The organism is Blastococcus sp. OS1-29, assembly GCF_057628075.1.
Window position 1 is genome coordinate 28381 of record NZ_JBXXJK010000008.1, and the last position, 12778, is coordinate 41158.

General features: G+C 73.5%; 12 protein-coding genes. 7 read left to right on the plus strand and 5 right to left on the minus strand.

The window, feature by feature from the left end:
• Positions 1-45: 45 nt before the first annotated feature.
• Positions 46-726 (minus strand): LamG domain-containing protein, encoded by a 681-nt coding sequence (locus AC2H4J_RS19580; RefSeq protein WP_487466575.1) that lies wholly within the window; start codon positions 724-726, stop codon positions 46-48.
• A gap of 148 nt (positions 727-874) precedes the next feature.
• Between AC2H4J_RS19580 and AC2H4J_RS19585 the strand changes: the two genes are divergently transcribed.
• The 5 genes from AC2H4J_RS19585 (at position 875) to AC2H4J_RS19605 (ending at position 5519) form a co-directional block, all read left to right on the plus strand.
• Positions 875-2020, plus strand: a complete 1146-nt coding sequence (locus tag AC2H4J_RS19585) for an acyl-CoA dehydrogenase family protein (protein WP_487466576.1) — start codon at positions 875-877, stop codon at positions 2018-2020.
• Entirely contained in the window at positions 2017-3285 is a 1269-nt protein-coding gene (locus AC2H4J_RS19590; protein WP_487466577.1) for an MFS transporter, read from the plus strand. The genes AC2H4J_RS19585 and AC2H4J_RS19590 overlap by 4 nt, the downstream gene beginning before the upstream one ends.
• A 145-nt stretch (positions 3286-3430) precedes the next feature.
• Positions 3431-3625, plus strand: coding sequence for a DUF3046 domain-containing protein (locus AC2H4J_RS19595; protein ID WP_487466578.1), 195 nt, complete (start codon positions 3431-3433; stop codon positions 3623-3625).
• Between the two features lie 197 nt (positions 3626-3822).
• On the plus strand, positions 3823-4860 hold the full coding sequence (gene recA, locus AC2H4J_RS19600) for a recombinase RecA (RefSeq protein ID WP_487466579.1): 1038 nt from the start codon (positions 3823-3825) through the stop codon (positions 4858-4860).
• 8 nt (positions 4861-4868) lie between these two features.
• Positions 4869-5519 carry a regulatory protein RecX gene (locus tag AC2H4J_RS19605; protein WP_487466580.1) on the plus strand — a complete coding sequence of 217 codons (651 nt, stop codon included), beginning with the start codon at positions 4869-4871 and terminating at the stop codon, positions 5517-5519.
• A gap of 25 nt (positions 5520-5544) precedes the next feature.
• On the opposite strand, the gene AC2H4J_RS19610 is transcribed toward AC2H4J_RS19605, so the two are convergent.
• From AC2H4J_RS19610 to AC2H4J_RS19625, 4 genes are all read right to left on the minus strand, one after another.
• Positions 5545-6078 (minus strand): flavodoxin domain-containing protein, encoded by a 534-nt coding sequence (locus AC2H4J_RS19610; protein ID WP_487466581.1) that lies wholly within the window; start codon positions 6076-6078, stop codon positions 5545-5547.
• A gap of 156 nt (positions 6079-6234) precedes the next feature.
• Entirely contained in the window at positions 6235-8856 is a 2622-nt protein-coding gene (locus AC2H4J_RS19615; protein WP_487466582.1) for a multicopper oxidase domain-containing protein, read from the minus strand.
• The gene (locus AC2H4J_RS19620; protein ID WP_487466583.1) at positions 8853-10022 is read right to left on the minus strand and encodes a hypothetical protein; all 1170 of its coding nucleotides are present in this window, start codon (positions 10020-10022) and stop codon (positions 8853-8855) included. The genes AC2H4J_RS19615 and AC2H4J_RS19620 overlap by 4 nt, the downstream gene beginning before the upstream one ends.
• Positions 10019-10747, minus strand: coding sequence for a helix-turn-helix transcriptional regulator (locus AC2H4J_RS19625; RefSeq protein ID WP_487466584.1), 729 nt, complete (start codon positions 10745-10747; stop codon positions 10019-10021). The genes AC2H4J_RS19620 and AC2H4J_RS19625 overlap by 4 nt, the downstream gene beginning before the upstream one ends.
• A gap of 63 nt (positions 10748-10810) precedes the next feature.
• Between AC2H4J_RS19625 and AC2H4J_RS19630 the strand changes: the two genes are divergently transcribed.
• Together AC2H4J_RS19630 and AC2H4J_RS19635 are read left to right on the plus strand one after the other, a co-directional pair.
• Positions 10811-11635: a DUF2249 domain-containing protein gene (locus AC2H4J_RS19630; protein ID WP_487466585.1), complete on the plus strand. Its 825-nt coding sequence runs from the start codon at positions 10811-10813 to the stop codon at positions 11633-11635.
• Between the two features lie 52 nt (positions 11636-11687).
• Complete coding sequence (locus tag AC2H4J_RS19635; protein ID WP_487466586.1) at positions 11688-12770, plus strand: tellurite resistance/C4-dicarboxylate transporter family protein; 1083 nt, start codon at positions 11688-11690, stop codon at positions 12768-12770.
• The last annotated feature ends 8 nt before the right edge of the window (positions 12771-12778 follow it).

Genomic DNA, 12778 nt, shown 5'->3' on the forward strand with positions numbered 1-12778 from the left:
GCCGTCCAGTGTCCACGGGGGTACGACAGTCCGCCGGTGCCCCGATCAGCCCTTGGTGACGGACACCGCATCCATCAGACCAGTGAACTGGTCCTCCCCGGCACTGTTCTTCGCCCCGATGAAGACGCTCTCGGAGTTCGTGATCGAACCGATCCGCCCTGCCTTGCTCCACGACGTCGCATCCACCGTGAGCACGACCGATTCGTTCACCCGAGCGCACGTGATCTTGTGCCACCGGTTGTCGGCCAGGTTGGGCCCCGCGATCAGGGAGACCGCTCCAGCGCTGCCGCGGTAGAAGCAGAAAGCGCGACCGGAGCTGAGAATCTCCGCCTTGAAGTCGCCGCCCGGTGTCGAGGACAGCCCGCGCCGCAGGAGGTCGAAGTCGGCCACCGCCGCGGAGGGTGGGGCGCCGAAGCGGACGCTCAGGGTGAACCGGAAGTTGCCGGCGCCGGGGGAGAAGTCGGGTGAGGACGGCACCGTCACGTAGGCAGCCTTCCTGGTGAACCCGTACGCCGTCCCCGAGACACCCGGCTGGCCGACCGCCACGTTGTGCAGCGTTCCGGTGTGCCCCCGTCCCGTTGCGTCGGCCATGGTGCCGCCGGTGTCGTTCATGCTCCACGAGGCGACGACCGTCGCCGCCTGGGCCGGCCCGAGTGTCCCGAGAACGATCGTGCCGATCACGGCGACGATCGTGCTGAGCCGGCCCACCGTCACGGTGCAGGTCATGGGTCCCCCCGTTCGCGAGGACGAAAAGCTACCGGGCGGTGCGGCTTTCTGACAGCTCCCTGTGCGTCACCTGTGCGATTGATCGGGGGCGGGGGGTACTGGTCGGCCGCCCGTCGCGGAACAGGGCGGCTCGGGCAGGATGCGCGGCATGCGCCACTCCCTCTACGCGGCCGAGCACGACGACTTCCGTGCCATGGTCCGGGCCTGGGCCGAGAAGACCGTCGTTCCGTTCCACCCGCAGTGGGAGAAGGACGGGATCGTTCCGCGGGAGGTGTGGCTCTCCGGGGGCGCGCAGGGCCTGCTCGGCATGGACGTCGAGGAGGAGTACGGCGGCGGCGGGGTGCGCGACTTCCGCTACAACGCCGTCCTCGACGAGGAGATGACCCGCATCGGCGCGAGCGGGGTCGGATTCGGGCTGCACAACGACGTCGTCGGCCCCTATCTGCGCGACCTGGCCACCGACGCGCAGAAGAAGCGGTGGCTGCCCGGCTTCACCAGGGGAGAGCTGATCACCGCGATCGCGATGACCGAGCCCGGTGCCGGCAGTGACCTGCAGGGCATCCGGACGACGGCCCGCAACGACGGCGACGACTGGGTGCTGAACGGGTCGAAGACGTTCATCACCAACGGCATCAACGCCGACCTGGTCATCGTCGTCGCGAAGACCGATCCGGACGCCTCCGGGTCCAAGGGCATCAGCCTGCTGGTCGTCGAGCGGGACATGCCCGGCTTCCGCCGCGGCCGGAACCTCGACAAGATCGGTCTGAAGGCGCAGGACACGGCCGAGCTGTTCTTCGACGACGTGCGGGTCCCGGCCGAGAACCTGCTCGGCACCGAGAACCGCGGCTTCTACCACCTGATGGAGAACCTGCCGCAGGAGCGGCTGTCGATCGCCGTCGGCGCGGTGGCCTCGGCCGAGACGGTGCTGGCGCACACCCGCGAGTACGTCACCGGTCGCACGGCGTTCGGGCGCCCGGTCTCCTCCTTCCAGAACACGCGGTTCGTGCTGGCGGAGCTGCACACCGAGACGACGATCGCCCGCACGTTCGTCGACGAGTGCGTGCGGCAGCTCAACAGCGGGGAGCTCACGGCGGTCGACGCGTCGATGGCCAAGTACTGGACGACGGAGCTGCAGAACAAGGTCGCCGACCGCTGCCTGCAGCTGCACGGCGGCTACGGCTACATGGACGAGTACCCGGTCTCGAAGGCCTGGCGCGACGCGCGGGTCCAGTCGATCTACGGCGGCACGAACGAGATCATGAAGGAGATCATCGGCCGCTCCCTGGGCCTGTGACCACGATTCCGGACGTCGACCGGGACGTCGTCCAGCGCCGGACGGTCGGCGTCCTCAGCGGCAGCGTCGCCCTCGCCGGGCTCGGGGTGACCGTCGGCGTCACCGTCGGCGGCCTGCTCGCCCGCGACGTCGCCGGCACCGACTCCGCGTCGGGACTGGGGCAGACGGCGGGCGTCCTGGGTGCCGCCGTGATCGCGGTGCCCCTGGCCGGCATCAGCGATCGGTGGGGCCGGCGGGCAGGGCTCGCCTCCGGGTACGCGGTCGCGGTCCTGGGGGCGCTCCTGGCGATCGTGGCCGCCACGCTGTCCTCCCTCCCCCTGCTGCTCGTCGGATTGTTCGGCTTCGGGGCGGCGTCGGCGTGCGGCCTGCAGGCGCGCTACGCCGCGGCGGATCTCTCCGCGCCGGAGCACCGCGGACGGGATCTGTCGCTGGTGGTGTGGGCGACGACGATCGGCTCGGTGCTCGGACCCAACCTGGCCGGCCCGGGCGCCGACCTCGGCGCCTCCCTGGGGCTGCCCGTTCTGGGGGGCGCCTACGCCGTCTCGGCGGCGGTTTTCGTGCTGGTCGGCCTCGCGGTGCTGACCCTGCTGCGCCCGGACCCGTTGCTGCTCGCCCGCCGGCTGGGCAGCGGCGGTGCGCGTGTCCGTCGGCGCGGGGCCACGGGGGCCGCCGTCCGTGCGGTGTGGTCGTCGCCGGACGGGCGGCTGGGCCTGACCGCCGTGGTCGTCTCGCACTCCGTCATGGTCGGCGTGATGGTCATGACGCCGGTGCACATGGGGCACGCCGGCGGCCCGGAGGGGACGACGCTGCGGATCATCGGCCTGGTCATCAGCGTGCACGTGGCGGGCATGTACCTCTTCTCGCCGCTGATCGGCTGGCTGGCCGACCGGTTCGGCCGACGGACGACGGTGGCCGTGGGGGCGGGCCTGCTGCTTGCCGCCGCCGCCCTGGCCGGAACCGCGCCACCGGGCGCTGCGGTGCAGCTCGGCGCGGGGCTGCTGCTGCTCGGTCTCGGCTGGTCCTGCGGTCTGATCGCCGGCTCCACCCTCGTGACGGAGTCCGTGGAGATGGAGCTGCGCCCGACGGCGCAGGGCGGCACCGACCTGCTGATGGGGCTGGGCGCCGCGGTGGCCGGGGCGATCGGGGGGCCGCTGCTCGCCGTCGGCGGGTTCGGGCTGGTGTCGGCGGTGTCGGCCCTGCTCGTCCTGCCACTGGTCGGCGTGTGGCTGAGGGACGTCCGGCTCAGCGGTCCCGGAAGTTCTTGATCAGCAGGACGACGGACACGATCAGCGCCAGGGCGATCGCGATCTGCAGCACCACGTCCAGCGTCGGCGAACCCGTGCCGGGAATCATGGTCCGAGACTAGGAGGGATGCGGCGCGCGAGGGCGGCCCCGGGTTAGCGTCGGGTGGTGCGCCTGCAGGAGTTCTGGTCCCGGCTCGACGGTCAGTTCGGGCCGATGCGTGCCTATGGCGTTGCGCGCGACCACATCTTCTCCGCCCTCGGCGGGCGCAGCGCCGTCGAGGCGATCGACGCCGGGGTCCCGGTCCGCAAGGTCTGGCTGGCCATCTGCGAGGAGTACGACGTGCCGGTCAGGGAGCGCTGACCCAGCACTCCCCGCGGGGCTGGTGGGGCGGCCGGGGTGGGGCGGCGTGTCGACCTGGCGATCGAACACCTGTTCGTCCTACAGTGGCGTCCACAGCCAGATCCGTTCTCCACAGATCCGCCGGGGCCCCGGAATTGTCGGACCCCCGTCCTAGCGTCGTTCCCGACAACTTCCCCAGAACTTCGAAGGTGGCCATCATGGCAACGCTCGACCGCGACAAGGCCCTCGACATGGCCCTCGCCCAGATCGACAAGCAGTTCGGCAAGGGCTCCGTCATGCGCCTGGGTGACAGCCCCGAGGTGGCCATGAAGGTCATCCCGACCGGCTCGATCGCCCTCGACATCGCGCTCGGCATCGGCGGCCTGCCGCGCGGACGGGTCGTCGAGGTCTACGGCCCCGAATCCTCCGGCAAGACCACGGTCGCGCTGCACGCCGTGGCCAACGCGCAGGCCGCCGGCGGCATCGCCGCATTCATCGACGCCGAGCACGCGCTTGACCCCGAGTACGCCCGCGCCATCGGGGTGAACACCGACGCCCTGCTGGTCAGCCAGCCCGACACCGGTGAGCAGGCGCTCGAGATCGCCGACATGCTGATCCGCTCGGGCGCGCTCGACATCCTCGTCATCGACTCGGTGGCCGCGCTGGTGCCGCGCGCCGAGATCGAGGGCGAGATGGGCGACAGTCACGTCGGTCTGCAGGCCCGCCTCATGAGCCAGGCGCTGCGCAAGATCACCGGCGCCCTGAGCAACTCGGGCACGACGGCGATCTTCATCAACCAGCTGCGCGAGAAGGTGGGCGTCGTCTACGGCTCGCCCGAGGTCACCACCGGTGGTCGCGCGCTGAAGTTCTACTCGTCGGTCCGCCTCGACGTGCGCCGCATCGAGACCCTCAAGCAGGGCACCGACGCCGTCGGTAGCCGTACCCGCATCAAGGTCGTCAAGAACAAGGTCGCCGCGCCGTTCAAGCAGGCCGAGCTCGACATCCTCTGGGGTCAGGGTTTCAGCCGCGAGGGCGGCCTCATCGACGTCGGCGTCGAGCAGGGCTTCGTCAAGAAGTCCGGCGCCTGGTACACGTACGACGGCGACCAGCTGGGTCAGGGCAAGGAGAACTCGCGCAACTTCCTGAAGGACAACCCCGACCTCGCCGACGAGCTCGAGAAGAAGATCAAGGAGAAGCTCGGCATCGGTGCCACGCTCGACGCGCCCGTCGCCCCGGCCGCGCCGACCGACTTCTGAGCCGCCCGATGACCGACCGGTCGTCCACCCGCCGGCCGAGGTCGAGCTTCGGCTCGCGTCCGCGGCGGCCGGCGACCTCGCACGACGATCCCCTGAACCCGGACGTCGTGGCGGGGTCGCCGGAGGACGACATGGGCGACCCGGAGTCCGTCGCGCGGGGCATCTGCCTGCGTGCGCTCACCGGCGCACCCAAGACGCGGCAGCAGCTGGCTGACCTGCTCGCCCAGCGCGGTGTTCCGGACGACGCGGCGGAGACAGTGCTCGACCGCTTCACCGAGGTGGGACTGATCGATGACGCCGCCTACGCGCGGGCCTGGGTGAGCTCGCGGCAGGCCGGCCGCGGGCTGGCCCGTCGCGCACTCTCCGCCGAGCTCCGCGCCAAGGGCGTCGACCCGGAGGTCGCCGCCGAAGCCGTCGAGACCGTCGACGACGAGGACGAACGCGCCGCGGCGCAGCGGCTGGTGGAGCGTCGCGTCGCGAGCATGCGGCGTCTCGACCGGGCCACGGCGTCCCGTCGGCTGGTGGGCATGCTGGCCCGCAAGGGATACGGCAGCGGACTGGCGGCGGCCGTCGTGCGTGAGGCGCTCGACAATGTCCAGGACGGCGAGGGGGACAACGACGGACTCGACGACCTCGACGAGGCAGACCCGGCTCTCTGAGGGCCCAGGGCCCAGGGCCCAGGGCTCAGTGCGGGTCGCGGGCAGGAGCCGAAGTGGCGTCCTGGGCGATGGCGGAGGCGATCTCCTCGGCCCACGACCGCACCAGTCCCCAGTCGCGGAAGTCGCCCAGCGGAGCGCGCATCGCCGTCACCATGGCTCGCTCGCCGACCGACAACAGGTCCTTGTCCAGGCGCCCGGGGAAGACGCGGTGCCCACGGGCGGCCAGCATGGCGCCGATGGGCTGGGCATCGTGGGGTTCGTCCGGGGGGAACGGCGGCTGCCCGATCGGCCCGCTGGAGAACAGCCACACGGGGCGTGACCGCAGCGGGGTGATGTGGCTGCTCGCGAACTGCCGGGCGGGCTCCAGCCAGCGGCCTGCGTAGACGGCGCTCCCCAGCACGACGACGTCGAAGGCCGTCGGGTCGGGCTGCTGCTCCACGGAGATGGCGACGGCGGTCAGGCCGACCGAGCGGCCGGCGGCGCTGTCGGCCAGGTCGCGGGCCAACGCCTCGGCGATCCCCCGGGTCGACCCGTGCTTGCTCTCCACCACCACGAGCACCCGTGGACCGGACCTCACCCGGTCCGGGTCGCCCGGCCCGTCAGCCGTGTCGTCTTTCCCCTGCACGGTGCCTCCTCCGCGTGGCTCGTGGTCCGGACCTTACGAGTTCCCGCGCGCATTCCCCAGCGTCCCGCCCGACCCGGGCGACCGCCTCGCTCACGGCGTCACCCGGAACACCCCGTGCGCACCGCGCTCGGCGTCCGACATCGCATGGGTCACGAAGGGATAGCTGCCCGGCTCGGGAAAGGTCAGCTCGACGAAGCCACCTTGGGCGGGCAGCAGACCCAGCGACTGGCTGCCGCCGGTGTCGCCGGCCGCCGCGCGCAGGTCGTAGGCGCCCTCCCGGTACACCGTGTCGAACTGGCCCCCGACGACGTGGAAGGACGTGCCGCGGTTCGGCCCGGCGGCCAGAACCCAGATCCGTACCCGCTGACCGGTCCGAGCCGTCAGCGGCGCCGCGTCGTACTGCCGCGCGTAGCCGTTGAAGACGACCAGGTCCGGGTCGCCGGTGGCAACCCGGACCGGATCCGCGGTGCCCCCCTGCGGGCCCAGGTACATCTCCGACTGCACCAGGAGGTACTCGCGGTCGACCGGCGCCAGGTCCGGAGGGTCGATCACCACCGCGCCGAACATCCCGTTGGCGATGTGCAGCGACATTGGCATCGTCGAGCAGTGGTACATCCAGATGCCGCTGCGGGTGGCGGTGAACCGGTAGGTCAGCGACTCCCCGGGCGAGATCGTCCGCATGGGCCCGTCGGGGGCCAGCGCCCCGGCGTGGAAGTCGATGGAGTGCCCGATCGAGCCGTCGTTGACGAGGGTCACCTCGAAGACGTCGCCGATCCGGCCGTGCAGGGTCGGGCCAGGGGCGCTGCCCCCGAACGTCCACAGCGTCTGCCGGACGCCCGGAGCGACCTCGCGTTCGACGTCGGTGACGGGCAGGGTGATTCGGTGAGTCGTCCCTTCGCCGACCGGCGGAAGGAGCGGATCGTAGGCGGTGAACCCGGGTCCGGGCTCTGCCGCCGGATCGATGTCCTCGGCGGCCGAGGGGCCCTCCGCCGCCGCGCCGTGATGCGCGGTGGCGGTCGGGCCCGGGGCCGCCGCGGCGCCCACCGCGCGCACCTGCAGCTGCATCCCCGCCTGGCGGTGCCCGACGATCGAGCACCAGCCGTCCAGGTCGCCGCCGATGACGCCGGCGTCCAGGTGGGTCCGACCGCCCGGTGCCAGACGGTCCGTGCGGGCTCCGTTGGCGAGCACCAGGTCGTGGGCCTGGTCGCCGCCGTTGGTGAGCGCCACGACCAACCGGTCGCCCACCGGCACCTCGATGACGTCGGGGACGAAGTGCATCCCCTCGATCCGGACCTGCGCGGTGGTGGTGTGCCCGGTGGCCGCGACGTCGGCACCCGCGGCGGTCGCCACGCCCAGGGCCGTCGGATCGGCGGCCACCCCGCCGGCGGCCGCGAGCAGGACGGCGGCGAGACCGGCCACGGCGGCGCCGAGCCGGCGCTGCGCAGCCGCCGGCGCGACGACCGCGGGGGCTGATGGGGGTGCGGGCACCTCGTCCGGCGAGGGCGCCGTCGCCCTGCGGGCGGCGCGGATGGCGAGAAAGAGCAGCGGGATGAAGCTCCCCAGGCCTCCGAGCACCAGCACCGAGCAGGACACGCGCACCAGGCTCGGCACGGGCAGGACGCACACGAGGAGGCCCGCGTTCACCAGGGCGATCCGGAACGCCCCGCCGCGGTCCAGGACCGCGTTCGCCGCACGCACCGGCACCGCGCCGCCGCCGAGGGCCACCGGCACCAGGTAGGACAGCGCGCCGAGCAGCACCTGGGCGCCGAAGCCCGCGGCGAGGAACGGGGTGAACCACGTGAACCGCTCGCCCGCCTGCGCCCAGGACCCGGCGGTGGCCACCCCGGCGGCTGCCGCGGTCAGGCACCCGGTGAGCCACAGGAGACCGGCGGCGACCGACCAGGTCGGGTACGCGGACGGCGGTCGCCGGCGCGACGTCTCGACCAGCACTCCGGCGACCATGCCCAGGCCGCCGACGTAGCCGGCGAGACCCAGGGCAGCGACCGCGCGGGAACCGGCCAGGGCGCCACCCGCGGCCACGACGATCCCGACCACCAGGACGGGCAGGGCACGCCGGGCCGCTCGCTCGGCTCCGTCGGCGATCCGGGTGCGCAGCATGGTCGGCCACAGCGTCACCAGGGTGCCGACGACCGTCAGCCCCATCCACCCGAGCACGTTGATCACCGCATGGGCCAGCAGCGCGCGGTCGTGCAGACCCCCCAGCCCGCGGGCGAGCAGGGTGCCGAGCAGCGCGCCGACGGGCAGGAAGCACGCGGCCGCGACGTAGTAGCGGACGGTCGACCGGAACCGGCCCGGCAGCGCACGTCGCACCTGCGCCGCGAGCGCCGCGCCGTGCCAGACGACCGCGGTGGCGACGCCGGCGGCGCCGGCCACGGTGACCGGCCAGACGGCCCCGACGACGCCGATGAACACCAGCAGCGCGCCGGCATCGAGCAGCACCAGCCGGGCCGACTGCCGCCGCCGGTCGCCGTCCCGGGGCGCGGTGTGCAGCAGGGCGTCGGCGAAGTGGCGGCTCCAGACGAGGATCGCGTGGCTCACCGCCCCGAGCAGCAGCAGGTGGATGAGCAGCCAGCGCGGCGCCGGGAACAGGGGATGGGCGAGCGCGACGACGAGCGCTGCGATCAGCCACAGCGGCACCGGCAGGTCGCGCAGCGGCCAGAACCCGCGGGCGGCGCCCGGCCGGTTGCTCATCGGGTAGCGCCCCGCGGGCCGCGAGCGGTGGCGACGGACCAGATCGCGACCGCGACGAACAGCAGGACCGCGACGATGTTCAGCGCGCCGCCCACCTGCCAGCCCCAGGCCACGCCACGCGCGTCCCCCACCACCACCCGCAGCACGAGCGAGGCGTGCAGCAGGAGGGCCGGGCCGTACATCACGGGCCGGTAGGGGAGCGGCCGGCGCAGCACCGCGGGCAGGATGACCGGTGCGTGCGCCATCACCATCGACAGCACGAAGCCGAGGAAGACGGCGTGCACGACGGCGTCGTAACCCGCGCCGCTGCCCACCGGTCCGACCAGCACCCACACGGCACCGGCGAGGGACAGCCAGGCGTAACCGGCGAGCAGGCAACAGGCCATGAACCGGGGGAGCCCCGTCGACCGCACGGTGTGGCGGGCCACGTCGTACCGCAGCAGCCAGCCGGCCAGGCCCACGACCGACGCACCGAGCACCGGCGAACCGGCGGCGGGCCACACCAGGGACGCCAGCGCCCCCGCCGCGACGCCGGCCGCCAGGGCCACCGCCCCGTTCTCGGCGCGGGGCGTCAGGACGCCCACCCGCGCCAGCTCCAGCCGTTCCCCGCCGATGGTCAGCACGAGGAAGCCGGCCAGCCACGGCAGCAGCCTCGGCACCGGCACCCCGCCGAGCCAGAGCAGGGCGGCACCGGTCGCCAGCACGGCACCCAGCGCCTGCACCGCCACGGCCCCGGCCGGTTGCCGCCGCCACAGCGGCACGTAGACGGCGGTGAGCGCTGCCGAACCCACCACCAGTGACCCGGCGCCGACGAACAGCGGCAGCGACGAGATCAGCAGCAGCGCCCCGGCCCCCAGTCCGGCGGGCGCGAGGAAGCCCCAGGGACGATTCAGCGCGACGGCCCGTTCGAGGGCCACGAGGGTGCCGACGAACCCGAGCACCAGGAGCATGCCGTGCACCTGCGGCAGCCGGTCCAACCGCAGCGGGGCGGGCAGCCCCAGCAGGATGAGGGCGGCATCGAGCCCGGCCAGCAGTGCCACGCCGCCGGGCAGCAGGAGCAGCAGGCGCCCGAGGAGCTGCCGGGAGCCGGGCGACCCCGGGGCCGTCCGCGTCCCGGGAGCGGGGACCGGGCCGGCGGAGGCGCGCTCCGCCGTCCGCTGGGTCATCGCTGCGTTCCCCGGGGGACCGGCTCGGATCCAGTGTCCAGGTGGAGACGGCACGCGCCCGGCTCGGCGAAGGGCAGCAGGGCGGTGGGTTCGGGATCGCCGCCGTGGCGCTCCAGTGCGCCCCGGACGATGCCGAGGTGCACCTGGCAGACGACCTGCGGGTACTGGCGGGCGGCGTCCAGCAGCGGGCAGCGGCGGAGGGCGACCGTGGTGGCCGCCGGGTCGGCGTCCGGCGCGAAGCCCAGCTCGTCGAGCAGGTCGACCACCCGGTGCCGGGCCGTCGCACCCGGGCCCGACGGCCGCGGAGAGCGGCTGTCGACCAGGGTCGCGCCCCATTCGCGGCCGGCCGCCAAGCCGTCCGCGGCCGGGTCGGGGGAGGTGCGCGCCAGATGACCGGCGAGGGCCGCGGCGAGCCCGGCGTAGTCCCGGACACGGGGATCGGCCTCGAGCAGGTCGGCCGCCGCCGTGTATCGCCATGCGGGCCGTCCACGGCCCTGTGCCGGAGCCTGCTCGCGGGTCGCCAGCCCCTGGGCGACCAGCCCGTCGAGGTGCTCGCGGGCGGTGTTGGGATGCAGGCCGAGCTCGTCGGCGAGGCCGGCGATCGTCCGTGGCCCGGTCGAGCGCTGCAGGATCTCGAGGACCGTGCTGCGTGGCCCGGACAGCGGGCGCGCGGAGCCGCGGACCGGCGCCGGACCGAGAGCCGGGACCCGGGACTTGTTTTCCACGGGGTCCACCGTAGTAAATTGCGGACGAGTCGGCCACCAGCGCCGACCGAGGAGGAGGAAATCGTGACCGTCACCCTGCCCCCGGGCGCAGCTGCCGACGTCGTCCTGGCCTCGGACGCCGGCGACGCCGCGGCCCTGGAGACCATTCGGCAGCACCACGCCGAACTCGCCGGGCGGCTCGCCGCCCACGTCGGGGTGCTGATGTCGGCACCGTCGGCCCTCGACGGAACCAGTCCCGCGCAGGCGCGGGCCGCGACGCTGCAGTTCGCCATGGGCGAGCTCCTGCCCCACGCGACGGCCGAGGAGCGGGCGATCTACTCCGTCGCCGCGCGCTCGGACCCGCTCCGGCTGCTGGTGGAGGCCATGGCCGGCGAGCACCGGGTGCTCGAGCGGCTCGTCCTGGACCTGGGTTCGGCGGTCGACCCTGTGCGGGCAGCCGCCATCGGATGGGCGCTGCGCGTGCTGTTCGACACGCATCTGGTGAAGGAGAACGATCTGCTGCTCCCCGCCCTCGCCGCCGATCCGACGGTCTCGCTCGCCGAACTCCTGGCGCACATGCACGAGGCTCTCGAGGACCACGCGCAGGACGCCGAGCACGCCGCGCACGGGGTGGGGGCCGCTCCGGGGCCGGGCAGCTGTGGTTGCGGCGGGCATGACGACGCCGACGTCCCGGTGCTCGATGTGCGCGCGGTGCCGCACGCCATCCGGCACGCCACCGTGTTCGGGGCGTTCGACGCCATCCCGGACGGCGGATCGCTGCTGCTCGTGGCGCCGCACGACCCGCTGCCGCTGCTGCGCCAGCTGTCGGCCCGCGCGGGCGGGGCGCTGGCCGTCGACTACGAGGAGCGCGGGCCCGAGGCCTGGCGGCTGCGCCTCACGCGGGTCTGAGCGGCCGGGGGAGCGGGCGGTCCGCTGCCCGTTCCGCCGCTAACCTCCAGCGGTGACCTCGAGCGCCGCGGAGGGCGGCCGTCCGGCCGGCGTCCGGACGCTGACCCCGGGCTACTTCGCCCTCGTGATGGCCAGCGGCATCATCTCCGTCGGCATGCGCCAGCACGGCCAGCTCGGGCTCTCGGTCTTCCTGCTGGTCGTGTGCGCCGTCTCCTTCGTCGTCCTCGTCGCGCTGAACATCTGGCGCATCCTGGCCTTCCGCGACGAGGTCGTCTCCGACTTCACCGACCCGGCACGGGCCTTCGGCTTCTTCACCTTCGTGGCGGGCGGCAACGTCCTGGGCGTCCGGCTCGCCATGGACGGGCACCACACCGCCGCCGCCGTCCTGCTGGGCGCGGGGCTGGTCGGCTGGGTCGGGCTTGGCTACGTCGTCCCCTGGACGTCGGTCCTGAGCCGGGTCGAGCGACCCGTGGTGCCCAAGGCCAACGGCACGTGGTTCATCTGGGTGGTCGCCGCGCAGTCCGTGGCGGCATCGGCGGCCACCCTCCAGCCGGCCCTTCCTGCGCTGCGCGACGCGCTCGCCGTCGTGGCCGTCTTCGCCTGGTCGGTGGGGCTCTTCCTCTACCCGGCCGTCGGCATCCTGGTGGCCGCCCGGATGCTGCTCTACGAGTTGCGGCCGACCGACCTCAGCCCGCCGTACTGGGTGGCCATGGGGGCCAGCGCCATCACCGTCCTCGCCGGTGCGCGCATCGTCGAGATGGTCGGCACGCCGATGGTCGACGCCGTGCGCGGACTGGTCGCCGGAGTGTCGGTCACCATCTGGCTGTTCGGTAGCTGGCTGATCCCGGTGCTCGTGGCGGCGGGCTGGTGGCGGCACCACACCCACCGCGTGCCGCTGCGCTACGAGCCGTCGCTGTGGAGCATGGTGTTCCCGCTGGGCATGTACTCCGTCGCCGCCACCTTCCTGTCGCAGGCCGATGCCCTGCCCCTGGCGGGCGTGGTCGGGGCGGTCGGCATCTGGGTGGCGTTCGCCGTCTGGTCACTGGTCATGGTGGCGATGATCGCCGGCCTGGGACGCTCCGCGGCCGGGGCCACCCCGCCGCTGGAGCCGCGCAGCGACGCGAGCAGCTACTGACCAGGAGC

What these genes read in the sequence shown, in the direction of transcription:
- AC2H4J_RS19580 (WP_487466575.1), bottom strand. Translation starts at nt 726, where the DNA reads ATGACCTGCACCGTGACGGTGGGCCGGCTCAGCACGATCGTCGCCGTG.
- AC2H4J_RS19585 (WP_487466576.1), top strand. Translation starts at nt 875, where the DNA reads ATGCGCCACTCCCTCTACGCGGCCGAGCACGACGACTTCCGTGCCATG.
- recA (WP_487466579.1), top strand. Translation starts at nt 3,823, where the DNA reads ATGGCAACGCTCGACCGCGACAAGGCCCTCGACATGGCCCTCGCCCAG.
- AC2H4J_RS19605 (WP_487466580.1), top strand. Translation starts at nt 4,869, where the DNA reads ATGACCGACCGGTCGTCCACCCGCCGGCCGAGGTCGAGCTTCGGCTCG.
- AC2H4J_RS19615 (WP_487466582.1), bottom strand. Translation starts at nt 8,856, where the DNA reads ATGAGCAACCGGCCGGGCGCCGCCCGCGGGTTCTGGCCGCTGCGCGAC.
- AC2H4J_RS19620 (WP_487466583.1), bottom strand. Translation starts at nt 10,022, where the DNA reads ATGACCCAGCGGACGGCGGAGCGCGCCTCCGCCGGCCCGGTCCCCGCT.